The sequence below is a fragment of the Streptomyces sp. NPDC014870 genome, assembly GCF_043081505.1.
Taxonomy (GTDB): Bacteria; Actinomycetota; Actinomycetes; order Streptomycetales; family Streptomycetaceae; genus Streptomyces.
In genome coordinates this window covers 490474-513804 of the sequence record NZ_JBIBWQ010000004.1, presented here as the reverse complement: position 1 = coordinate 513804, position 23331 = coordinate 490474, and the positions used below count along the sequence as shown (strand labels likewise).

The 23331-nt window shown below is 72.4% G+C and carries 19 protein-coding genes; 9 read left to right on the top strand and 10 right to left on the bottom strand.

The genetic code is table 11. From position 1 onward, the window contains the following. Nucleotides 1-28: 28 nt before the first annotated feature. Both ACF09C_RS14820 and ACF09C_RS14815 read right to left on the bottom strand, forming a co-directional pair. Nucleotides 29-805: a hypothetical protein gene (locus tag ACF09C_RS14820; protein ID WP_392091858.1), complete on the bottom strand. Its 777-nt coding sequence runs from the start codon at nt 803-805 to the stop codon at nt 29-31. Between the two features lie 5 nt (nt 806-810). After that, on the bottom strand, nt 811-1398 hold the full coding sequence (locus ACF09C_RS14815; RefSeq protein ID WP_392091857.1) for a papain-like cysteine protease family protein: 588 nt from the start codon (nt 1396-1398) through the stop codon (nt 811-813). Between the two features lie 236 nt (nt 1399-1634). Here ACF09C_RS14815 and ACF09C_RS14810 point away from each other — a divergent pair, with 236 nt between their 5' ends. Further along, nucleotides 1635-2564, top strand: coding sequence for a hypothetical protein (locus ACF09C_RS14810; protein ID WP_392091856.1), 930 nt, complete (start codon nt 1635-1637; stop codon nt 2562-2564). Nucleotides 2565-2586: 22 nt separating this feature from the next. Here ACF09C_RS14810 and ACF09C_RS14805 read toward each other — a convergent pair whose 3' ends face one another. Next, nucleotides 2587-3012, bottom strand: coding sequence for a Rieske (2Fe-2S) protein (locus ACF09C_RS14805; RefSeq protein ID WP_392091855.1), 426 nt, complete (start codon nt 3010-3012; stop codon nt 2587-2589). A gap of 115 nt (nt 3013-3127) precedes the next feature. Between ACF09C_RS14805 and ACF09C_RS14800 the strand changes: the two genes are divergently transcribed. Then, nucleotides 3128-4018 carry a carbohydrate kinase gene (locus ACF09C_RS14800; protein WP_392091854.1) on the top strand — a complete coding sequence of 297 codons (891 nt, stop codon included), beginning with the start codon at nt 3128-3130 and terminating at the stop codon, nt 4016-4018. Between the two features lie 385 nt (nt 4019-4403). Here the strand turns inward: ACF09C_RS14800 and uvrA are convergent, their stop codons facing one another. Further along, nucleotides 4404-7388, bottom strand: coding sequence for an excinuclease ABC subunit UvrA (gene uvrA, locus ACF09C_RS14795; protein ID WP_392091853.1), 2985 nt, complete (start codon nt 7386-7388; stop codon nt 4404-4406). 199 nt (nt 7389-7587) lie between these two features. Between uvrA and ACF09C_RS14790 the strand changes: the two genes are divergently transcribed. The 3 genes from ACF09C_RS14790 to ACF09C_RS14780 all read left to right on the top strand — a co-directional run bounded on the left by ACF09C_RS14790 (nt 7588) and on the right by ACF09C_RS14780 (nt 10568). Further along, nucleotides 7588-8289, top strand: a complete 702-nt coding sequence (locus tag ACF09C_RS14790; protein WP_392091852.1) for a maleylpyruvate isomerase family mycothiol-dependent enzyme — start codon at nt 7588-7590, stop codon at nt 8287-8289. A gap of 49 nt (nt 8290-8338) precedes the next feature. Next, nucleotides 8339-8995 (top strand): MBL fold metallo-hydrolase, encoded by a 657-nt coding sequence (locus ACF09C_RS14785; protein WP_392091851.1) that lies wholly within the window; start codon nt 8339-8341, stop codon nt 8993-8995. 289 nt (nt 8996-9284) lie between these two features. Next, nucleotides 9285-10568, top strand: a complete 1284-nt coding sequence (locus ACF09C_RS14780) for an MFS transporter (RefSeq protein ID WP_392092010.1) — start codon at nt 9285-9287, stop codon at nt 10566-10568. Nucleotides 10569-10650: 82 nt separating this feature from the next. On the opposite strand, the gene ACF09C_RS14775 is transcribed toward ACF09C_RS14780, so the two are convergent. The 5 genes from ACF09C_RS14775 to ACF09C_RS14755 form a co-directional block, all read right to left on the bottom strand. Then, nucleotides 10651-11688, bottom strand: coding sequence for a TerC family protein (locus ACF09C_RS14775; protein WP_392091850.1), 1038 nt, complete (start codon nt 11686-11688; stop codon nt 10651-10653). A 249-nt stretch (nt 11689-11937) separates the two neighbouring features. After that, nucleotides 11938-13878 (bottom strand): TerD family protein, encoded by a 1941-nt coding sequence (locus ACF09C_RS14770; protein ID WP_392091849.1) that lies wholly within the window; start codon nt 13876-13878, stop codon nt 11938-11940. Between the two features lie 129 nt (nt 13879-14007). Continuing rightward, complete coding sequence (locus ACF09C_RS14765; protein WP_361958413.1) at nt 14008-14586, bottom strand: TerD family protein; 579 nt, start codon at nt 14584-14586, stop codon at nt 14008-14010. A 151-nt stretch (nt 14587-14737) separates the two neighbouring features. Next, a complete protein-coding gene (gene uvrB, locus ACF09C_RS14760) occupies nt 14738-16876 on the bottom strand; it encodes an excinuclease ABC subunit UvrB (protein WP_392091848.1) in 2139 nt (712 codons plus the stop codon). A 71-nt stretch (nt 16877-16947) separates the two neighbouring features. Then, on the bottom strand, nt 16948-17880 hold the full coding sequence (locus ACF09C_RS14755) for an MHYT domain-containing protein (RefSeq protein WP_392091847.1): 933 nt from the start codon (nt 17878-17880) through the stop codon (nt 16948-16950). Between the two features lie 208 nt (nt 17881-18088). On the opposite strand from ACF09C_RS14755, the gene ACF09C_RS14750 reads away from it, so the two are divergent. Both ACF09C_RS14750 and ACF09C_RS14745 read left to right on the top strand, forming a co-directional pair. Beyond that, complete coding sequence (locus tag ACF09C_RS14750) at nt 18089-18622, top strand: methylated-DNA--[protein]-cysteine S-methyltransferase (protein ID WP_392091846.1); 534 nt, start codon at nt 18089-18091, stop codon at nt 18620-18622. 143 nt (nt 18623-18765) lie between these two features. After that, nucleotides 18766-20133, top strand: a complete 1368-nt coding sequence (locus ACF09C_RS14745) for an MFS transporter (RefSeq protein WP_392091845.1) — start codon at nt 18766-18768, stop codon at nt 20131-20133. A gap of 150 nt (nt 20134-20283) precedes the next feature. On the opposite strand, the gene ACF09C_RS14740 is transcribed toward ACF09C_RS14745, so the two are convergent. Beyond that, complete coding sequence (locus ACF09C_RS14740; protein ID WP_362422928.1) at nt 20284-20640, bottom strand: cupin domain-containing protein; 357 nt, start codon at nt 20638-20640, stop codon at nt 20284-20286. 558 nt (nt 20641-21198) lie between these two features. On the opposite strand from ACF09C_RS14740, the gene ACF09C_RS14735 reads away from it, so the two are divergent. Further along, nucleotides 21199-22116: a hypothetical protein gene (locus ACF09C_RS14735; RefSeq protein ID WP_392091844.1), complete on the top strand. Its 918-nt coding sequence runs from the start codon at nt 21199-21201 to the stop codon at nt 22114-22116. Then, nucleotides 22100-23284: a hypothetical protein gene (locus ACF09C_RS14730; RefSeq protein ID WP_392091843.1), complete on the top strand. Its 1185-nt coding sequence runs from the start codon at nt 22100-22102 to the stop codon at nt 23282-23284. Before ACF09C_RS14735 ends, ACF09C_RS14730 begins: the two co-directional genes overlap by 17 nt. Nucleotides 23285-23331 lie beyond the last annotated feature (47 nt).

Below are 23331 nucleotides of genomic sequence, written 5' to 3'. Positions count from 1 at the left end.
GACTCCGGGCACCCGCCTGCCCCGCGTGTCAGGCCGTCGGCCTGCGGCGGCGCCACGCGCGCGTGGCGATGAGGGCGAGGGCCACGGCCGCCCCGGCGCCCGCCGTCCCGGACGCGACCGTGACGAGGGGCTCGTCGTGGCCGCCGGCCGGGGTGTCGTAGCCGCCGGCCGTGCCCTTGCGGGCGTACGCGGAGCCCGGCAGCTTGTCCCCGTAGGCGCGGGCGACCCGGTCCCGGTAGGCGCTCAGGCTCGTGCCGTTCTTCCCGACCGCCCGCACCGCGTCCTCGTCCAGGGGCAGCACCTTCGCGCCCTTCTGGACGTACCACGCGTCGATCTGCGGCTCGCGGAAGACGATCCCGCCCGGCAGCGCCTTGGCGCCCTGGGCCGCGTAGCGGGTCTCGTCGTCGCCGGTGGCGATGTTCACCACCTGCCAGCCCCCGTCCGCCTGCCGCGCGGTCCACAGGGAGGCCGTCTGTCCGTCCGAGGCGACCGCCCTGCTCGCGTGGAACTCGACCCGGGCGACCGGCGCGCCCGCCTTCCCGGCCACGAAGTCCGGGGAGAGCACCCGCACCGGGACGGACGCGCCCTCGATCCGGGGCTGCGCCGCCGAGCGGGCGACGGCTCCGTCGCGGGCGAAGAACCGGGAGAGCGTCTCCAGGGTCTCGGGGGCGGAGGCGGCCTTCTCCGGGGTCGCCGCGGGCGGCGGCGCATCGGCGGCGGCCGGCACCGCTCCGAGGGCGAGGAGGGCGGCGGCGGCCAGGAGGCCTGCGCCGACGGCGCGAACGTGCGTGTTCCGTGCGTTCATGGCCGTCACGCCCCTATCCGGTAGAGCGAGTGCGTCCAGGAGAAGGAGCTGTTGTCCACGTACCAGGCGTGCGAGGCCCAGTTGTAGCGGTCGCTGGAGGGCCAGGGGTCGCCCCAGTAGACCCAGCTGTCGGTGTCGTCGTAGCCGTAGATCACGTGCATGTGTCCGCCGCCGCTCGACCACTGGATCCGCGTCTCGATCGGGCGGTCCGCGTTGATCTCGGTCTGCACGGTCGAGTAGCGCAGCCAGCCGGTCACGTACGAGCCGGGGTTGACGCCCGCCCAGCGCAGGCCGGTCTGCACATTGCCGAGGGTGGCCTGATTGTTGAGGCAGTCGTAGCCCTGCTGGCGGTTGAAGGCGGCGTTGCAGAACTGGTTCTGGCTGTAGTTCCGGCCGAACCAGGTGGCGATGGTGTTGCCGGCGGCGGCCCAGCACCAGTTGGTCTTCTGCTGCGCCTGCATGGTGATGTTCAGCCGCTTGTACCCGAGGGCTGAGACATCTTCGGTGGTCGGCGCGGCGGTCGCCGACGACATGGGGAGCAGGAAGAGGGCGGCAGCGGCGAGTGCCGCCAGGGACAGCTTTCTACTGCGCATCGCGTTCCTCCCGAGGCGGGGGGTGGGGATGTGGGGAGTCGGAGGAGCGCGTCCGGACGCTGCTGAGGAGCATCGAACGTTGTCCGGATCCGGTCAACACGCTTCAATGCGGGATGACGGCGAGCTGTGAACGGTGTGACCCGGGTGTGAACACGCGCCCGCGCGCCAACTGCGGGCCCGTCCCCGGCGGCGCGAGGGCCCGCCGGCGCGGTCGTGAACGTTCACTGAGGAGTCCCGTGGGACACACCGAGGCCGATCTGGTGCAGTTGCTGCACACCGGACCGTTCCATCTGGCGCTGCGCACGGCCCTCGCGGTGCGCGGTCTGCCGCTGCAGCGGGTGCAGCACCATCTGGCCCACCGGGGTGTCAAGGTCGGGGTGACCAGCCTCAGTTACTGGCAGCAGGGCGCCCGCCGCCCGCAGCGGCCGGAGTCGATGAAGGCGGTCCGCGCCCTGGAGGAGGTCCTGCAGCTGCCGGACAACTCGTTGATCCGGCTGCTCACCGAGGACACGGCGGCGCGCGGTGACGTGGAGCGTCCCGCGGCCCGTTCGTACCGCTCCCTTGTAGAGGCCTCGGGGGCGGTGGAGGCGCTGCTCGCCGAGCTGGAGTCGCCGGTGGACGGCGGGCTGCACACGGTCGGGCACCACGAGCGGGTCAGGATCGGGGCCGGGCGGGAGCTGGTGGGGCGGGAGTCGCAGCACGTGGTGCGGGCGCACCGGGACGGCGTCGACCGCTATCTGGCCATCCACCACGGCGACCCGGGCTGCGATCCCGCGCGGGTGGAGGTCCTGGCGACGGAGAACTGCCGTACGGGGCGGGTGCGCTGGCACGCGGAGACCGGGGTGGTCGTCGCGGAGCTGCTGTTCGACGCGCGACTGCGGGCCGGGGAGACGTACCTCTTCGGCTACGGCTTCGAGGACGGCACCGGCGGACCGAGCGGCGAGTACGTGCGCGGCTTCAGCTTCGCGGGCGGGCAGTACGTGCTGCAGGTGCGGTTCGACGAGGCGGCGCTGCCGGTACGGTGCCGGCGCTTTGCCCAGGCCTCGGCGGGGGCACCGCGCGGTGGCCGCGCGGACCTCACGCTGAGCGGTCGACACCGCACGGTGCACCTGCTGGAGCAGGGGGTCAGGCCGGGGATCCTGGGGATCGACTGGGACTGGGCGTAGGCGCTCCGCCGCTTACGCGGTGTTACGCCTCCGGTCCGGCGACGAGCTTTCCGCCCTCGACGCGGACGGGGACCTCGGGCAGCGGGACGGTCGCCGGGCCCTGGAGGGCCTTGCCGGTGGTGACGTCGAAGCGGCTGCCGTGGCAGGGGCAGTTGCCCTCGTTGTTCTCGATCTTGTCGAGGACGCAGCCGGCGTGGGTGCACTGGGCGCTGAAGGCCTTGTACTGGCCCTCGGCCGGGCAGCTCACCAGGACCCGCTGCTCGCGGTAGAGCCTGGCCCCGCCGACGGGCACGTCCTCGGGGGCGCCGAGGGTCACCGGCGCGGTCGGGGTCGGGACCTGGGCGTGCCCGAGCTTGGAGTCCGTGGAGCAGGCGGCGACGCCGAGCCCGGCGGCGCCGACGAGTGCGGCACCCTTCAGAACGGTGCGGCGGGCGGACTGGCCGGGCATGAGCGCTCCACGGTGGGATCGGGGCAAGGGGTGACCGAACCGACGATACCGGCGCCTTCCCGGAGGCCTGCGCGGGGGCTGTCGCGGCCGGTGGGGCATGGGTTACGTTCACGGCGTGATCGTCGTCGCCGGTGAGTCCTTGATCGATCTGGTCCCGGACGGGGCCGCCGCCGGGCCGCTGCCCCCGCTGGTGCCCCGGCGGGGCGGGGGGCCGTACAACACGGCCGTGGCCCTCGGTCGTCTCGGCGCCGAGGTCGCCTTCTGCTCCCGGGTCTCCACGGACGCGTTCGGCGAGGCCCTGATGGACGGGCTGCGGGACGCCGGGGTGGGGACGGACCTGGTCCAGCGCGGCCCGGAGCCGACGACGCTGGCGGTCGCCTCGGTGGGCGCGGACGGCTCGGCGGAGTACGGCTTCTACGTCGAGGGCACCGCCGACCGTCTCTTCGCCCTGCCGGAGCGGCTGCCGGACGGGGTGCGGGCGATCGCCTTCGGCACGTGCTCGCTGGCGCTCGAGCCGGGGGCGAGCGCGTACGAGGCGCTGCTGCGGCGGGAGTCGGAGCGGGGCGTCCTGACCCTTCTCGACCCCAACATCCGGCCGGGCCTGATCCCGGACGCGGCCGCCTACCGCGAGCGCTTCGCCTCCTGGCTGCCGTACGTCTCGCTCCTGAAGCTCTCGGAGGAGGACGCGGCGTGGCTGGGCGGCACCCCGGCGGAGTGGCTGGAGCGGGGCCCGTCGGCGGTCGTGGTGACGCGCGGCGGGGCGGGCCTGACGGTGCACACGCGATCCTTCGAGGTGTCGGTACCCGCGGTACGCGTCGAGGTCGCGGACACGATCGGCGCGGGCGACACCGTGAACGCGGCGCTCCTGCACGCCCTGCCCGACCACCCTCTCGCGACCCTGCCCCCGCGGTCCTGGTCCGCCCTCCTCACCTATGCGGCCAGAGCCGCGGCCCTCACCTGCACCCGCCCGGGCGCCGAACCCCCGTACGCGCGCGAGCTGGGGTAGGGAGGCCGAGGCTGGGGCCTCCCTCGCGGCGTTCAGCGGCACGGCGAAGCCTCTGAAGGGCGCTCGGGCGCGAGGCCCCGCACGCCGCGCACCGGACCGGGGACCTCCCCAGTTCCACGACACGGCGAAGCCGGTGTCGTGGGCTCGGGTGCCAACCCCGCACGCCGCGTACCGGACCCGGCCCGCCCCGGTTTCACGACACGGCGAAGCCCGTGTCGGTGAGGGGGGCTCGGGGGCTCCCCCCGTCGCACGGGCCGGGGGTCCGGGGGCTTGCCCCCGGTTTCGGGAAGGGGCGGGGTGGGGGAAGGCCCGCCGCAGGCGCCGCCCACCCCCACCCACCTCGTCACACCCGCCCCGTCACCCCGGCACCGTCACACCCACCCCGTCACGCCTTGCGCGCCCGCGCCGCCGTCTTCCTGGCGGGCGCGGCCTTCTTCGTGGGCGCGGCCACCTTCTTGGCGGCGGCCTTCTTCGCGGGCGCCTTCGTCCCGCTCCGCGCCGCCGGCACGCTCGCGTCGCTGATCCGGTCCGCGCCCAGGATCTCGCGGAGGAACTTGCCGGTGTGGCTCGCCGGGACGGAGGCGACCTCCTCCGGCGTGCCCTCGGCGATCACCAGACCGCCGCCGCTGCCGCCCTCCGGGCCCATGTCGACGACCCAGTCCGCGGTCTTGATGACATCGAGGTTGTGCTCGATGACGATCACCGAGTTCCCCTTGTCGACCAGACCCGAGAGGACCTTGATCAGCTTCGAGATGTCCTCGAAGTGCAGACCCGTCGTCGGCTCGTCCAGGACGTAGACCGTGCGGCCCGTCGACCGCTTCTGCAGCTCGGACGCGAGCTTCACGCGCTGCGCCTCGCCGCCGGAGAGCGTCGGCGCGGACTGACCGAGCCTGACGTACCCGAGGCCGACCTCGTTGAGCGTGCGCAGATGGCGCGCGATCGTCGGGACCGCCTCGAAGAAGTCCAGGGCCTCCTCGATCGGCATGTCCAGGACCTCGGCGATGGACTTGCCCTTGTAGTGGACCTCCAGGGTCTCCCGGTTGTACCGCGCGCCGTGGCAGACCTCGCACGGGACGTAGACGTCCGGGAGGAAGTTCATCTCGATCTTGATCGTGCCGTCGCCGGAGCAGTTCTCGCAGCGGCCGCCCTTGACGTTGAAGGAGAACCGGCCCGGCAGATAGCCGCGCACCTTCGCCTCCATCGTCTCGGCGAAGAGCTTGCGGACGTGGTCGAAGACTCCGGTGTAGGTCGCCGGGTTCGACCGCGGGGTGCGGCCGATCGGCGACTGGTCGACGTGCACGACCTTGTCGACGAGGTCGTCACCGTCCACGCGCGTGTGCCGCCCGGGCACCGACTTCGCGCCGTTCAGCTCGCGCGCCAGGTGGGTGTAGAGGATGTCGTTGACCAGCGTCGACTTGCCCGACCCCGAGACGCCGGTGACGGCCGTGAGGACGCCCAGCGGGAACGACACGTCGATGTCCCGAAGGTTGTTCTCCCGGGCGCCGTGCACGGTGAGCCGGCGCGAGGGGTCCACGGGACGGCGGATGTCCGGCGTCCCGATGGCCTTGCGCCCGGACAGGTACTGCCCGGTCATCGACTCCTTGTTGGCGAGCAGTTCCTTCAAGGGGCCGGAGTGGACGACCTTGCCACCGTGCTCGCCGGCGCCGGGGCCGATGTCCACGACCCAGTCGGCGACCTTGATGGTGTCCTCGTCGTGCTCGACCACGATGAGCGTGTTGCCCATGTCCCGCAGCCGGACCAGGGTCTCGATGAGCCGGTGGTTGTCGCGCTGGTGGAGGCCGATGGAGGGCTCGTCGAGGACGTAGAGCACGCCGACCAGGCCGGAGCCGATCTGGGTGGCGAGCCGGATGCGCTGGGCCTCGCCGCCGGAGAGCGTGCCGGCCGCGCGGTTGAGGGAGAGGTAGTCCAGGCCGACGTCGACCAGGAAGCGCAGCCGCTCGTTGACCTCCTTCAGGACCCGCTCGGCGATCTTCTTGTCGCGGGCGTTCAGCTTCAGGCGGCCGAGGAAGTCGGCGCACTCGCTGATCGACATCGCGGCGACCTCGGCGATCGACCGCTCCATGACCGTCACGGCCAGGACGATCGGCTTGAGGCGCGTGCCCTCACAGGTGGGGCAGGGCACCTCGCGCATATAGCCCTCGAAGCGCTCGCGGCTGGAGTCGCTCTCGGCCTCGCTGTGCCGCCGCTTGACGAAGGAGACGGCGCCCTCGAAGGCGGGGGTGGTGTATGCCCGCTCGCGTCCGTACCGGTTGCGGTAGCGGACCTCGACCTGGGTCTTGTGGCCGTACATCAGGGCCTTCTTGGCCCGGGCGGGGAGCGCGGCGTACGGCAGGTCCGTGCGGAAGCCGAGCGCCTGGGAGAGGCCGCCGATGAGCCGGCCGAAGTACTCCTTGGTGTGGCCGTGGGACCAGGGGTGGATGGCGCCCTCGTCCAGGGAGCGGTCCTCGTCGGGGACGATCAGCTCGGGGTCGACCTCCATGCGGGTGCCGATGCCGGTGCAGTCCGGGCAGGCGCCGAAGGGCGAGTTGAAGGAGAAGGAGCGCGGCTCCAGCTCCTCGAAGGAGAGGTCGTCGTACGGGCAGTAGAGGTGCTCCGAGTACATCCGCTCGCGCTCGGGGTCGTCCTCGGCGAGGTCGACGAAGTCCAGGACGACCATGCCGCCGGAGAGCCCGAGGGCCGTCTCGACGGAGTCGGTGAGCCGGCGCTTGGCGCTGTCCTTGACGGTGAGGCGGTCGACGACCACCTCGATCGTGTGCTTCTCCTGCTTCTTCAGCGTCGGCGGCTCGGTGAGCTGGATGGTCTGCCCGTCGACCCGCGCCCGGCTGTAGCCCTTGGTCTGGAGGTCGGCGAAGAGGTCGACGAACTCGCCCTTGCGCTCGCGCACCAGCGGCGAGAGGACCTGGAAGCGGCTGCCCTCGGGCAGCTCCAGGACCTTGTCGACGATGGCCTGCGGCGACTGGCGGGAGATCGGGCGGCGGCACTCGGGACAGTGCGGCTTGCCGATGCGCGCGAAGAGCAGGCGGAGGTAGTCGTAGACCTCGGTGATCGTGCCGACCGTCGAGCGCGGGTTGCGCGAGGTCGACTTCTGGTCGATGGAGACGGCGGGCGAGAGACCCTCGATGAAGTCGACGTCCGGCTTGTCCATCTGGCCGAGGAACTGCCGGGCGTACGACGAGAGCGACTCGACGTACCGGCGCTGCCCTTCGGCGAAGATCGTGTCGAACGCGAGGGAGGACTTGCCCGACCCCGACAGCCCGGTGAAGACGATGAGGGAGTCGCGGGGGAGGTCGAGCGAGACGTTCTTGAGGTTGTGCTCGCGAGCGCCACGAACGATGAGACGGTCGGCCACGCCGGTCCGCACCTTTCTTGAGAGAAGCGGAGGCACAGGAGTGCGGGTCGCAGATATGCCTGGAAGTACCTGGATGTGCGTGAGTACCCAACAACCAAGGATGCCGGATGCTTCCACCGAGCCTATAGCACGCACATTCGATTTCCGGCCGAACTCCGACCGCTTCACCCGAACGAGTGGCAGCGCTAGGGTCGGCCCCATGATCGACCACGTGCGTGACCTGGCCTCTGTACACGAAGCGACCGAACGACTCCTCGACGCGGCCGCCTCCCTGGACAACGCGGCGCTCGCCGAGCCGTCACGGCTTCCCGGCTGGACCCGTGGCCATGTCCTGGCCCACATCGCCCGCAACGCCGACGCCCTGGTGAACGTCCTCCAGGGCCGCCCCATGTACGCGGACGCCGCGACCCGCGACGCCGACATCGAGCGGGACGCCCCGCGCCCCCTGGCCGAGCAGCTCGCCGACGTCCGCGCGACCGCCGAGCGCTTCCAGGCCGTGGGCGCGGAGCCCGCCGACTGGGAGCGGACCGTCGAGCTCCGCAACGGCGTCACGGACCGGGCCGCCCGCATCCCCTTCCGCCGCTGGGTGGAGGTGGACCTGCACCACGTCGACCTCGGCATCGGCTACGAGCTGGCGGACCTGCCGGAGGAGTTCGTCCTGCGGGAGATCGACTTCCTCGCCGACCGCTGGTCGGGCCGCCCGGACGTCCCGCCCGTGACGCTCCGCCTCGGGTACGAGGAGAACAGCCCCAGCTGGCACACCGGCGGCGACAAGGGAGACCCCGTCGTCCTCGGCGGCACCCGCGCCGACCTGCTCGGCTGGCTCTCCGGCCGCGGCGAGAAGGGCGCCCACCTCGCCGTCCTCACGGGCGACCACCTCCCGGAGCTCCCGCCGCTGTAGTCCCACCGTCGGCCCCCCGCCTGTCGGTGCCCGGCGATAGGCTGAGCCCATGACGTACAGCGGAGCTGTGAAGGTCGGCGGGCCCGCCGATGTGCACGAGTTGACGGACCTGATGATCTCCAAGGTCGCCGTCGGCCCGATGGACAACAACGCGTACCTGCTGCGGTGTCGGGCGACCGGCGAGCAGCTCCTGATCGACGCGGCGAACGACGCCGACACGCTCCTCACGCTGATCGGTGACGACGGCATCGCCTCCGTCGTCACCACGCACCAGCACGGCGACCACTGGCAGGCGCTCGCCGAGGTGGTCGCGGCGACCGGGGCGCGGACGTACGCCGGGGCGCACGACGCGGAGGGCATCCCCGTCCCGACGGACGTCCTGGTCGAGGACGGCGACACGATCGCGGTCGGCCGGGTCACGCTGACCGCCCGCCATCTCGTCGGGCACACGCCCGGCTCGATCGCGCTCGTCTACGACGACCCGCACGGCCACCCGCACGTCTTCACCGGCGACTGCCTGTTCCCCGGCGGCGTCGGCAACACGTGGAAGGACCCGAAGGCCTTCGCGCGCCTGATCGAGGACGTGGAGACCAAGCTCTTCGCGGTCCTGCCGGACGAGAGCTGGGTGTATCCCGGCCACGGCAAGGACACCACGCTCGGTGACGAGCGGCCGAGCCTGCCCGCGTGGCACGCGCGCGGTTGGTGAAGGCCACCGGGCGGCTCTGACCGGCGGAGGCGCACGGTCGCGCACCGCGTGCCTCCGCGCGCCCCCGTAACCCCGGCGAACGCCGGGTAGTTGGCGCGACATGCGCCAAAGTCACTCTCCGCGTCCGTCCCCGGATCCGGACTCCCTCACCGATCCGCACGCTCAGGGTGCTCGGGGCGACGCCCCCGACGGCCCGGACGGCCAGGACGCTCCGGGCGGGCCGGACGCCCTGGGCGGCTCGGGCACCTCGGGCGGCAAGGGCTCCCCGTCCTCCCCCGCCGCGCCGTCCATGGCGCGTCTCGCCGCCGCCTCGCTCGTCGGGACGGCCATCGAGTTCTTCGACTTCTTCGTCTACGGGACCGCCGCCGCGCTCGTCCTCGGGCCGCTCTTCTTCCCGACGTTCTCCCCCGTCGCCGGGACCCTGCTGGCCTTCGGTACCTTCGCCGTCGGTTTCGTGGCCCGCCCGCTCGGCTCGGTGGTCTTCGGGCACATCGGCGACCGGTACGGACGGCGCCCGGTCATGTTCGCCTCGCTGGTGCTCACCGGGTGCGCCACGGTGGCGGTCGGCCTCGTCCCCACGTACGCGGCGATCGGCATCGCCGCCCCCGTCCTGCTGCTCGTCCTGCGCTTCCTGCAGGGGCTCGGCCTCGGCGGCGAGTGGGGCGGAGCCGTCCTGCTCACCGCCGAGCACGCGCCGGAGCGGCGCCGGGGACTCTGGGCGAGCTTCCCGCAGGTCGGTCCGCCGGTCGGTTTCCTGCTCGCCAACGGCGTGATGCTGCTGCTGTCGGCCACGCTCACCGATGCCCAGTTCCGGGAGTGGGGCTGGCGGGTGCCGTTCTGGGCGGCCGGCGTCCTCGCGGCGGCAGGGCTGCTGCTGCGCTCCTCGCTCGCCGAGACCCCGCAGTTCGAGGAGATGAACGCGACCGGGCGGAAGGCGAACGCGCCGCTCACCGAGGTGGCGCGCGAGCACTGGCGGCTCGTCCTGCTCACCGCCGGGGCGCTCGCCGTCGGCTACGCGGTCTTCTACACGGTCTCCACCTGGGCCCTGGCCTACGGCACCGAGCGGCTCGGGGTCGGCCGTACGACCATGCTGGTCTGCATCATGGCGGCGGTGGCCATCTCGGGGATCGTGACGCCGCCGGCGGCGATGCTCGGCGACCGCTACGGCCGCCGCCCGCTCTGTCTGTTCGGCTGCGCGGCCTCGGCGGTGTGGATGTTCCCGATGATCGGTCTGCTGCACACGGGACGGCCGACGCTGATGTTCCTCGGGTTCACGGGCGCGCTGCTGGCCTTCATCACGATGTTCGCGGTGGTCGCGGCGTACCTCCCCGAGCTCTACCAGCCGAGGGTGCGGTGCACGGGCGCGGCCGTCGGCTACAACCTGGCGGGCGTCCTCGGCGGGGCGCTGACGCCGATCGTGGCGACGGCGCTGTCCGAGGGAGCGGGGCCGCCGTGGGGCGTGGCGGCGTATCTGACGGCGGTGGCCCTGGTGAGCCTCGGGTGTTTCGCGCTCCTGCCGGAGACCGTGCCACAGCGGTCACAGGGGATGGAGCGGGTGCCCGCCCAGGGTTAGTCCCGAAACGCGGCGCGGCCGGTGCGGGCGGTGGTGAGCCGCCCGCACCGGCCACGGTGCGTTGCTACGGTGCCGTACGCCGTCAGGCGCCGACGCTGTCCTTCTCGGTCTCGCCGGCCTCCGCCGCGGGCTGCTCGCCCTTCTCGGCGGAGTCCGCGGCCTCGAGGGCCTCTCGCTCCGCCTGCTTCTTGGAGGCGATGAGGCTGGTGATCGTGGTGACGACGAGGACACCGCCGATGACCGTGAGCGAGAACGGGATGGAGATCTCGGGGACGTGGACCCCGGACTCGTGCAGGGCGTGCAGCACCAGCTTCACACCGATGAAGCCGAGGATCACCGACAGGCCGTAGCTGAGGTGGACCAGCTTCTTGAGCAGTCCGCCGATCAGGAAGTACAGCTGCCGCAGACCCATCAGCGCGAAGGCGTTGGCGGTGAAGACGATGTACGGGTCCTGGGTCAGGCCGAAGATCGCCGGGATCGAGTCGAGGGCGAAGAGGACGTCCGTCGTGCCGATGGCGAGCATGACGACCATCAGCGGGGTCAGCACCCGCTTGCCGTTGACCTTGATGAAGAGCTTCGTGCCGTGGTACTTGTCCGCGACGCCGAACCGCTTCTCGACGGACTTGAGGAGGCGGTTCTCCTCCCACTCGTCCTCGTCCTCGCCGGCGCGCGCCTCCTTGATGAGCTTCCACGCGGTGTAGATCAGGAACGCGCCGAAGATGTAGAAGACCCAGGAGAAGCTGGCGATGATCGTGGCACCGGCGGCGATGAAGATCGCGCGCAGGACCAGGGCGATCAGCACACCGATCAGCAGCACGCGCTGCTGGAGGTGGGACGGCACCGAGAACTTCGCCATGATCAGGACGAAGACGAAGAGGTTGTCGACACTCAGCGACTTCTCGGTGATGAATCCGGCGAAGAACTCGCCGGACGCCTGACTGTTGCCGAAGACCGCAAGCCCGATGCCGAAGAGGACGGCCAGGACGATCCAGACGATCGTCCAGATTCCGGCTTCCTTGACCGACACGTCGTGGGGCTTGCGCCCGATGAAGAAGTCGATCGCGATGAGGGCGCTCAGACCGAGAATGGTCAGCACCCAGAGAGTCGTCGAAACGTCCACTGCGCCTCCGGCGTCGTACGGCTACTTGATCAGCGTCGTCGCTGCCGGAGGTCTCTTCCACCCGGGCCGTGCGGGGACGGGCCGGGCCGACGCCCCGGGATCGCCCCCGCTCGGGGTACGTCCGTATTGACGGGAACGCCGCGCATGGGGAGTACTCCCCTCCGCGCCAAGAACACTACCCGAAGAACCAAGAAAAGGTAAAGGCAAGGGTAAAGGCGACCCAAAGAACCAGGTCAGGGCCGTCTCAGGTCAGCTCCCCCACTGGCGCCTCGACTCGGCCACCCGCGCGAGCACATCGGACAGCACCCGGCTGCCGGACGGGGCGAGCGGCGGCTCGTACGTCCAGGCGTGGCCGACCCACGGATCGGCGAGGTGGTCGTCCGGTACGGGAGTGATCCGCAGCAAGGAACGCCACAGCGGGTCGAGCACCGGGCCGTACGCCGAGGCGTCCGCGCGGTCGGCGACCATCATGAGGTGGACCCCGACCGCCGGCCCCTCGTCCGCGAGGTACCGCAGCCGGGTGACCGCCCGGTCGTCGAAGCCGTGCGGGAAGTCATGGACGATCAGGAGCTGCTCGGCGGTGTCCAGGCCCGGCGGCAGCGCGTCGGGCGCGCCCGCCCGCAGCGCCATCTGCACCAGGTCCACCCGCTCGGTGAGCCGGCCGAGGACGTCCTGGACGCCGGCGGCGCCGGCGGCCGGCGGGCCCGCGAGCACGCCCGCCCCGACCAGCGGCGCGAGCGCGGGGGCCGCCGTGCCCGCCGGGTCGATGACATGGACCGTGAACTCGCCGGGCGGGTACACCGCCAGCAGGCGGGCCGCGTGCGCGACGGCGGTGTCCATCGCGAGGCGGCGCAGCTCGGCCTCGTCGAGCAGCCCGGCCGCCTCGGAGTGCTCGCGTCCCATGTCGACCCAGAGCCCGCGCTCCAGCGGGAGCCTGACCAGCATCGGGATGCGCAGTTCGGTCCGCTCGGGGAGGTGGAGGTCGCCCAGGCGGACGGCCATCGGCGCCTCCATGGGGACGCGGTAGGCATGCCAGACCGGGTTGTCCCAGCGGGCGTAGGCGGCCGGCAGGGCCGGTTCGACGACCTCGGACTCGGCGGCGAGCTGGTCCAGGTCCCGGTCGAGGGCCTCCTGCGCGCGGGCGGTGAGCTCGTCGTGCTTGGCGCGGGCCGCCGCGCGGGCGGCGTCCCCGGCACCGCCGATCCGGCTCCTGGGGTCCGAGAGCAGACCGTCGAGTTCCTTGTCGAGCCGGGACTCCGCGAACTCGCAGGCACTGCGGTACGCGGCGGTGGTGCGGGCGAGGTCCTCGAACATGCCCCACACCTGGTTGTAGAGCCGCTCGTCCATGGACCAGCCGCTGGCGTCCCCCGCGACGGGAACGGGCGGGGCCTGCCGGGGCGGCTCGGGGGCCTTCGCGCGGCGGCGCGGGTGGGCGTAGTCGATCGGGCCGCCTCCCCCGGAGGCCGGGGTGGGCGCCGGCGTCCCCGGCAGCGTGGGCGCCGTGGGCGTCGGTGTCGTGGGCGTCGGCGTCGTGGGCGGCTCGGCCGCGGCCGTGATCGGCTCGGGTGCCGTCGGCGCCGACTGGCGTACGCGCTCGGTCTCGGGGACGCGCGGCGGCGGGGCGGAGACGGAACGGGCCAGGCCCCGGGAGACGGCCTCCAGGATCGTCGCGGCGAGTTCGGCGGGGCGCTGGAGCCCCTGGTCGCCGAGCATGGCGGCGAGACCGCCCTCGTACCCCTGGCCCATGGCGCGCACCTTCCAGGCGCCCTGGCGGCGGTACAACTCCAGGGCGACGACGGCGGATTCGCGGTCGAGGCCGGTGATCGTGTACGTGGCGATCGGGGCGCCGTCGAGGCCGGTGACGGCGACGAAGGGGGCCGCGGCCACACCGAAGCGGGTCGGCCCGCCGACGCCGACGGGCAGCGCGAGGAGGACCGAGAGGCGGTGCACGGCCGCCGGGACGGCGTCCAGGTCGACGGCGAGCCGGTGGTCGGCGGCGGCCTGCTGGGAGACCTCGACGCCGGGCAGCGAGGGCGAGCCGGGGTGCGCGATCCACTCGACGCCCGCGACCCGGCCTTCCTCGTCGCCGAGGGTGGCCCCGGCGACGACCGGATGGCCGGCCGAGACCCGGATCTCCAGGCGGGTGTCGGGCAGCGGATGGTTCTGTCCCCGGACCAGCTCGGCCGTCATCGACTCTGTCCCCTCGGATCCGATGGTGATGCGGGACAGCTCCCGGCGGCCTGCTGCCTCCGGGAGCTGACGGTGTGTGTGGTGCTGTGCCTGCGCCTGGGCCGGACTTCGCGGTTCCGACGTGCCGGACTAGAGGTGCGGCAGGATCGCGGGCATGAGGTCCTGGAACGTCCGGCCGTTGGCCGGGTTGCCCAGGGCCGTCATCTGCCATCCGGAGCCGGCCCGGTGCACCTTCGCCATGATCTGCGCGGTGTACTGGCCGCCGCCGTCCAGGGTGTAGCGCGCCAGCTCCTGGCCGTTGGTCTCGTCGACGATCCGGCAGAAGGCGTTCTGCACCTCCTGGAAGGTCTGTCCGGTGAAGGAGTTCACCGTGAAGACGATCTGGTCGATGTGGACGGGGACGCGCTGGAGGTCGACCAGGATCGACTCGTCGTCGCCGCCCGAGCCCGCGCCGCCCACCAGGTTGTCGCCGGTGTGCCGGACCGAGCCGTCGTCGCTGACCAGGTGCCGGAAGAAGACCACGTCGACCGGCTGCTTGTCGGCGAAGAGCACCGCGGAGGCGTCCAGGTCGACCTCGCGCGTCCGCGAACCGAACAGGCCGCGACGGGGCGCCGCCTGCCAGCCGAGACCCATCCGTACGGACGTCAGGCTGCCGCCGCCCTGCTTCTCCAGGCTGATGGCCTGACCCTTGGTCATGTTGACCGTCACGCGCTGTCCCCTCTCTAGCGATCCCCGCCGCCGCCTCCGCTGTGCGCGCGGTTGGTCAGCACCCTACGCAGGGGCACTGACAGCGCAGCAGAGCGGGAGCGGTTTTGTGTCGGTCTTGCAACACACCGGGCACTCCGGGCCACCCGCCGTGTCAGGCGAGTCCGGCCTCCTTCATCTGGCGCAACTCCTTCTTCAGTTCCCCGACCTCGTCCCGCAGCCGGGCGGCCACCTCGAACTGCAGTTCCGCCGCGGCGGCGCGCATCCGGTCGGTCATCTCCTCGATGATCGCCGCGAGTTCGGTCGCCGGACGGTCGCCGAGCTCGACCGTGGAGCCCGCCTTGCCGCCCTTGGCCTTGCTCTTGGGCGTGTGCGCCGCGAGCGAGGGGACCGGGGCCTTGGCGGCCCTTCCGTCCTTGCCCTGGCGGTAGCCGGTGCCGAGGAGCTGTTCGGTGTCGACCTCCTCGCGGGCGATGGTGGCGACGATGTCGTTGATCTTCTTGCGGAGCGGCTGCGGGTCGATGCCGTTGGCCTTGTTGTACGCGACCTGCTTCTCACGGCGGCGGTTGGTCTCGTCGATCGCCTTCTCCATGGCGGGCGTCACGGTGTCCGCGTACATGTGGACCTGTCCGGAGACGTTGCGCGCCGCGCGGCCGATGGTCTGGATCAGCGAGGTGCCGGAGCGCAGGAATCCCTGCTTGTCGGCGTCGAGGATGGCGACGAGGGAGACCTCGGGCAGGTCGAGTCCCTCACGGAGCAGGTTGATGCCGACCAGGACGTCGTACTCGCCGGCGCGCAGCTCGCGGAGCAGCTCGATCCGGCGCAGGGTGTCGACGTCGCTGTGCAGATAGCGGACCTGGATGCCCAGTTCCAGGAAGTAGTCGGTGAGGTCCTCGGCCATCTTCTTGGTGAGCGTGGTGACGAGGACCCGCTCGTCCTTCTCGGTGCGCAGCCGGATCTCGTGGACCAGGTCGTCGATCTGGCCCTCGGTGGGCTTGACGACGACCTCCGGGTCGACGAGGCCGGTGGGGCGGATGATCTGCTCCACGAAGCCGTCGCCGCGGGACAGCTCGTACGTGCCGGGGGTGGCCGAGAGGTAGACCGTCTGACCGATCCGCTCCTGGAACTCCTCCCACTTCAGCGGGCGGTTGTCGAGCGCGGAGGGCAGCCGGAAGCCGTGGTCGACGAGGGTCCGCTTCCGGGAGGCGTCGCCCTCGTACATGGCGCCGATCTGCGGGACCGTGACGTGCGACTCGTCGATGACGAGGAGGAAGTCCTCGGGGAAGTAGTCGAGGAGCGTGTTGGGGGCGGAGCCGGGCTCGCGGTCGTCGAAGTGCATCGAGTAGTTCTCGATGCCGGAGCAGGAGCCGATCTGGCGCATCATCTCGATGTCGTACGTGGTGCGCATGCGCAGGCGCTGCGCCTCCAGCATCTTGCCCTGCTTCTCCAGCTCGGCGAGCCGGCTCTCCAGCTCGCGCTCGATGCCGTCGACCGCCTTCTCCATGCGCTCCGGTCCCGCCACGTAGTGGCTGGCGGGGAAGACGTACAGCTCGCGGTCCTCGCTGATGACCTCGCCGGTGAGGGGGTGGAGGGTGGAGAGCGCCTCGATCTCGTCACCGAACATCTCGATGCGGACGGCGAGCTCCTCGTAGACCGGGAAGATCTCGATGGTGTCGCCGCGCACCCGGAAGGTGCCCCGGGTGAACGCCAGGTCGTTGCGGGTGTACTGGATGTCGACGAAGCGGCGCAGCAGCTGGTCCCGGTCGATCTCCTCGCCGACCTTGAGCGGGACCATCCGGTCCACGTACTCCTGGGGCGTGCCGAGACCGTAGATGCAGGAGACGGAGGCGACCACGACGACGTCCCTGCGGGTCAGCAGCGAGTTCGTCGCGGAGTGGCGCAGCCGCTCGACCTCCTCGTTGATCGAGGAGTCCTTCTCGATGTAGGTGTCCGACTGCGGGACGTATGCCTCGGGCTGGTAGTAGTCGTAGTACGAGACGAAGTACTCCACCGCGTTGTTCGGCAGGAGCTCGCGGAACTCGTTGGCCAGCTGGGCGGCCAGCGTCTTGTTCGGCGCCATCACGAGCGTCGGGCGCTGCAGCTTCTCGATCATCCACGCGGTGGTCGCGGACTTTCCGGTGCCGGTCGCGCCGAGGAGGACGACGTCCTTCTCGCCCGCGCGGATGCGCCGGTCGAGCTCGGCGATCGCCGTGGGCTGGTCACCGCTGGGCTGGTAGGGACTGACGACCTCGAAGGGCGCCACCGTACGTTCGATCTGGGAAACGGGCCGCATGGGACCACCGTACGACCCCCCACTGACAGCCGGGCCGTCCCCGGCTCACCGGGCGCTCGGAAACCCCGCCCTCACCACTCCTGGGAGCGGTGCGCGCCCCGGCCGGCGGTCCGACCGGCACTCTTGCGGCCGCCCCGTGCGCCGCGCGCGCCGCGTCCGGGGGCCTGCCGGGCGGCCCAGTTCGTGGGCTCGCCGTAGGCGGGCGCACGGCGCTGGGCGGGCACGCCGGGGCGGTACGGGCCGTGGGCTGTGGGGCGCTGCCAGTCCGGGTCGCCCATCACGAGCAGCGGGTCGAACATGACGACCACGGCGGCGAGGAGCAGGAAGACCGCCGGGCCGATCAGCATCGGCAGGAGGAGCGAGGTGGCGGAGTCGCCCCCGACCGCGGCGCCGCCCCTGCCGTGCACATGGACGTTGACGGCCGCCATGGCCGTGTAGTGCATGCCGCTGACGGCGAGCCCCATCACCATGCTGGCGCCGACGCTGGCCATGAAGCCGCGGACCGAGACGGCCGCCCAGAGGGCGGTGGTGGCCGCGACGACGGCGATCACGACGGAGAGGGCCACGGTGAGGGTGTCGTAGTCGACGGTCCCCTGGAGCCTGAGGCCGGCCATGCCGAGGTAGTGCATGGTCGCGATGCCCAGACCGGTGATGGTGCCGCCGGTGACCAGGGTGAGGGCCGTGGCGCCGCGGTAGCCGACGATGAAGATGCCGATGCCCACCATCAGGATGGCGACGCCCAGGCTGGCGAAGGTGATCGGGCGGTCGTAGCTGATGGGCGCCTGGTCGACGGAGAAGCCGATCATCGCGATGAAGTGCATCGTCCAGATGCCGGTGCCTATCGACGTCGCGCCGAGGGCGAGCCAGCCCGCCTTGAAGGTGTCGCGGTGCCGCAGGGATCGCGTGGTGCAGCGCAGGCCCAGGGCGCCGCCGAGGCAGGCCATGAGAAAGGCGGCGACCGGTGTGACGAGGCCGTAGCTGAAACCGTCGACCGTGCCCTGCATGAGCGCCTGCCCTCCACTCCGTGGTGCCCCACGTCGTCCGAAATCAGTCGGTACCGCTGAGTAGTCCTACCGGGGCGAGATTATGGCGCGCCGACGGCCGCGCGACCACGAGGTCCGGGAATTGCCGCCGGCGAGACCGAGACGAGACCGGGCCGTGACAGTGGCGATGTCGGTCACGATGTCAGTGGCCGGTCGTACGGTGAGGGGCATGGACACCACGGTGGAATGGGCGGTCGTGCCGAGCGACATCGGCCCTCTGATGCTCGCGGCGACCGATCGCGGTCTGGTGAGCGTGGTCTTCCACGCCGACGAGGCGGTGCGGGAGGCGGCGGTCGGCCGGCTGGCGGGGCAGCTCGGCGCGGAGCCGGTGGAGAGCGCCTCGGGCAGGCTCGCCGAGCCGATACGGCAGCTCGCCGAGTACTTCGCGGGCGGGCGGCGCTCCTTCGAGCTGCCGCTCGACTGGACACTGACGACCGGCTTCAACCGCCAGGTGCTGCGCGAGCTGGCGGAGGGTGTGCCCTTCGGGGCGGTGGTCGGCTACGGGGACCTCGCGAAGCGGGTCGGGCAGCCGGGCGCCGCCCAGGCCGTGGGGGCGGCCATGGGCGCCAATCCGCTGCCCGTGGTCGTGCCGTGTCACCGGGTGGTGGAGAGCGACGGCGGCATCGGCGGCTTCGGGGGCGGCCTGGAGACCAAGCGGATCCTCCTCGCCCTGGAGGGAGTGCTGCCGCAGCCGCTGTTCTGAGAGCGCGGACGCCCCAGGGTGGGGCGGTGGGGGGGCTGGGCTGGTGGCGTGGGTTGTACGGGGCGTCCAGGCGGCGGGGTCGTGGCCGAGCGCACGCGCCGGGGGCGTTCTCAGGCGCGGGAGCGGCTGGCACACTCACGTCAGTGACCAACAGCCCCGATGCCCCTGACGCCCCCGACGACGCTCCTGGCGCACCCCGTACTCCCGTGGACGCGCTCGCGACGAAGACGGCCGACGCCGTCGGCGCGGCCGCCGCCGGCTCGGCCGACCCGGTCGAGGCCGGCCGGGTACCGGCGCTGCGGCGGCGTATACAGGCCGTCCTCATCGCGGGACAGATACTCGGCGGACTCGGCATAGCCACCGGTATCGCCCTCGCCGCCGTCCTGGCCAAGGAGGTCAGCGGTTCGGAGGCACTGTCGGGCCTCGCCTCGACCGCGTCGGTGGCCGGACCCGCGCTGCTCGCCATGCCGCTGGCCGCCCTGATGGGCGCGCGCGGGCGGCGGCCCGGGCTCGTCCTCGCCTATCTGATCGGGGCCCTGGGCGCCGGAGTCGTCGTCCTCGGGGCCGTCGTCGACAGCTTCCCGCTGCTCCTGGCCGGTCTGGTCGGCTTCGGCGCCGCGTCCTCCGCGAACCTCGCGGCCCGGTTCGCCGCCGCCGACCTGGCCGAGCCGGACCGCCGCGGCCGGGCCATCTCCACCGTCGTCTGGGCCACGACCATCGGTGCGGTCCTCGGGCCCAACATCGCCGCGCCCGCCGGTGAGAGCGTGGCCGGCCTGGGCATTCCGGCGGCGGCCGGCCCCTTCGTCTGGGCGGCCGGCGTCTTCCTCGTCGCCGCGCTCGTCGTGGCGCTGCTGCTGCGCCCCGACCCGCTGCTGACGGCCCGCGCCCTGGCGACGTCCGAGGAGGGCCAGGAGGCCGACGCCCGCTCGCTGCGGGCGGGGATCCGGGCCGTACGGCAGTCCGCCGGCGCCCGCCTCGCGCTGGTGACCGTGGCCGCCTCGCACACCGCCATGGTTTCGATCATGTCGATGACCCCGGTGGCACTGAGCCACCACGGCGCCGGGATCCAGCTGATCGGCCTCGTCATCAGCGGCCACATCGCCGGCATGTACGCCTTCTCGCCCGTCATGGGCTGGCTGTCGGACCGGCTCGGCCGGCTCTCCGTCATCGGGCTCGCGGTCGGGCTGCTCTCCGTGGCCGCGCTGCTGGCCGGCACGGCGGGGCCGAGCCACGGCCAGACCGCCGCGGGGCTCTTCGTCCTCGGCCTGGGCTGGTCGGCGGGCCTGGTGTCCGGCTCCGCGCTGCTCACCGACTCCGTACCGCAGGCCGCGCGGGCGGCGGTCCAGGGCCTGTCGGACTTCATCATGAACACGGCCGCCGGACTCGGCGGCCTGATGGCGGGGCTGATCGTGGCCGAGGCAGGCTACGGCTGGCTGAACCTGGTGGGCGCGTGCCTGCTGCTGCCGATGGCGGCGCTGGCAGTACGCGGCGTGGTGCGCCGCGCGGCCTGAGGAGCCGACGGGCTCAGGGGCTCACGGGCCCACGGCGCGCGCACCCGGGGCCATCGGATATCGGATATCGGATATCGGATATCGGATCCAAGATCCTGGATCCTGGATCCTGGATCCTGGATCTTGGATCCGATATCCGACCCGGGCCGCTCAGAGGCTGATGTGGTACGCCTTGCGCAGCGTCTCGTGGACCGTCCAGGTGGTCCGGTCGCCCTCGCGCAGTACGCACGCGTCGCCCGGGCCGATCTCGAGCGTGGCCCCGCCCTCGACGGCGACCGTCGCCTTCCCGCTGACGACGACGAAGAGTTCGTTGGCCTCCGTGTCGGTCACCACGCCGGGGGTGATCTGCCAGATGCCGCGCACCTGCTTGCCGTCGGCGGACTCCCAGAGGACCTTGCCGGTCACTTCGGGCGTGCCGGAGACGATCTGGGCGGGGTCGAGCGGCTCGGGCTCGAGCTCCGCGTCGGGGATGTGGACGGCGAAGGAGGGCTGGTCATGTGTCGTCATGGCCGGTGACTGTAGCGGGGTCTCGAGGGTGCTCCACGGCCGGGAGTGGCCGGAGGGAGCGCCTCCGATTCCCTCCTGACCAGGAGACATCGCCCGACCGCCGACGGGCGACGGAATCCGAAGGAGGCCCTGGGGCCGGCGCCCCGGGGGCCGAGCTGGGCGGCTGCGGCGGAAGAGGGACCCGCGCCCGCCGACGGGGTCCGCCGCGGCGGGGGCCGGCCACTGATTTCGTACGGAGTGCCGTACACGCCCAGTTGGCGTACCTCGGGTCGAAGTCGGCCGGTCCCGCGTCGTATAGGTGGCAGATGGACACCTCGGCCCCTCCTGGGGCGGAATCGCTCATACGCGTACGCCGGCGAGGGCGGCATCGCGGCGCCGCACCGCCGGAAACCGGGGGCGGCGGAGCAGGTTGCGGACGGATGTCCCCGCTGGTCACGTCTGGCGCCTTTGGTGCGCCCAATGTTGGTCGGGCGGAATCCGCCGAGCTCCCTGTCCAGGTTGGCGCGTGCGCGTCAAACTCCCTCGTGACCTCCTCCCCCCCTCCGACAGGAGAGCGTGATGCCCGCGATATCCGTCGCCCCCCGCACCGTCTCCCGTGCCACCTCCCGCACCCCCTCCCGCACCGTCTCCCGCACCGCCGCACTGACCGCCGCCGCACTCCTCTCGGCCGTCGCGGCCCTCGCGGCCGCCCCCGCGTCCCAGGCCGCCACCGGACCGGCCGCCACCGGACCCGGCGCCTCCGAGCCGCAGGCGCCCGGCGCCTCCTACAAGGCCGCGCACGACACCCTCGGCCCGCAGCGCCTCACCCCCGCCCAGAAGAGACTGAGCGCCGCGAAGGAGGCCGAGGCGACCAGAGGCCTCGACGGCGTCCGCACCCGAGCCGCGCTCGCGGGCTACAAGCTCTCCGGCGGGCTGCACCAGTCGCAGAAGACCTCGTACTGGTGCGGGCCCGCCACCCTCGTGATCACCCAGTCCGCGCGCGACGGGGTCGCCGGCCGTTCGCAGCAGGACGCGGCGACGCTCCTCAGGACCAACAGCAGCGGAACGGCCTGGTACGGCGTCAACATCAACGTGCCCAACCCGACCGGCTATCCGATGGCCGACGCCCTGAACAGCCGCCTGCCCGGTGCCGGTTACGTGCCCCGGGCGTTGCCGTACACCCCGACCGCCACCGACAAGGCCAACTTCAAGCAGCACATCACCCACAACACCGACAACGACTACGCGATCGCGGGCAACGCCTGGGAGGTGCCCGGCGGCCCCCACCTGGTCGGCCACCCGAATGTCGAGATATTCCACTGGGTCGCGATCGACGGCTACAACACGGACACCGCCGCCGACCAGGTCAACTACCTCGACCCGGTGGGCGGGGTGAGCACGAGCGTGATCTCGTGGGCGGGCTCCGTCCCCAAGTCGGCGCACATCTCGTCCGACACCATCACCACCATCATGGGTGGCCGTGGCTACGTCTGGTAGGACACACCGGCCGCCGCGCGCACCGTCGTCCGCCGGGGCCCGCGGTCTCGCCCTGCTGCTGACGGGCATCCTGTTCGCGGGATGCTCGTCGGCGCGGTCGGGCCCCGAGCCCACGCCGGACCGGCCCAGCGAACCGGCCCCCCGGCCGAGCGCCCTGGCGGTCGCGTGCGAGGTCGGGCTCCCGGCCGACTGGCGCTCCGCACTGGACGCGGGCGAGCTGCGGACCCCGGCCGGGCAGCGGGCGGTGCTGACCGACACCGGTCCTGGCTGGACAGTCGTCCAGCTCACCGGCGGCGACGGCCGCCGTGCCGCCCTGGTCCGCGCGGGCGGCGCGCCCCGCACCCTGCTCGACCTCGCCGACCCCGTCGAGCACCAACTGCTCGCGGCCGACTTCGACGGTCGCCGGTGGGCCGCCTTCGCCGTCCTGGAAGGACGGACCCTGGACAGCCCGTGGAGCCTGTACGTCTTCGACGCCGAGACCGGCTCGTCCCGCAGGATCGCCCGGGCCGACCGGCCGGGTCCCCTCCCCCAGCCCGTCGTCCGCGACGGCACCGTCCACTGGGCGCAGGGCGTCGGCGGCGGGAAGGCCACGGTGTACGCGGCGCCGGCGGCCGGCGGCGCCCCTCGAGCGCTGCGGACGGGCGTGATGGACACGCCGTTCGCCGCGGGCGGGCTGCTCGTGTGGCGCGAATCGGCGGGTTCCGGCACCCGGCTCGCCGCGGTCTCCCTCGCCGACGGCCGCCCCGCCGCGCTGCCGGCCCCGCTGGCCGCGCTCCGTGACATCAGGTCCGTCGCCTCCGACGGCGGCAAGGGCGGGGGCGGCACCTGGGCCTGGGTGGAGGGCGAGTCCGCGCCCCGGCTGATGGTGTGGCGCACGGGCGACGCGCGGGCGACGGCGGTCGTGACCGCCTCCCCGGCCGTCGACGGCATGGACCAGGTGCGGATCAGCGGCCGTCTGGTCACCTGGCGCACGCCCGAGACCGCGTACGCCCTGGACCTGGGCTCGGGCTCGTACGCGCGGATCACCCCGGCGTACGGCTACGCACAGGCCAGGGACGGCGCCTTGGCGGTCGCGTACAGCGTGGGAAACGCCAAGAGCGCCGACTCGCGCCCGGTCATCCAGATCGTCGACGCGGTCCGGTTGCCGGGGCTGCCGCGCTGTGGCTGAAGCACGCCACCGAGGTTTGAGGGGCGCGTGGTCGGCCAGGAATGGGA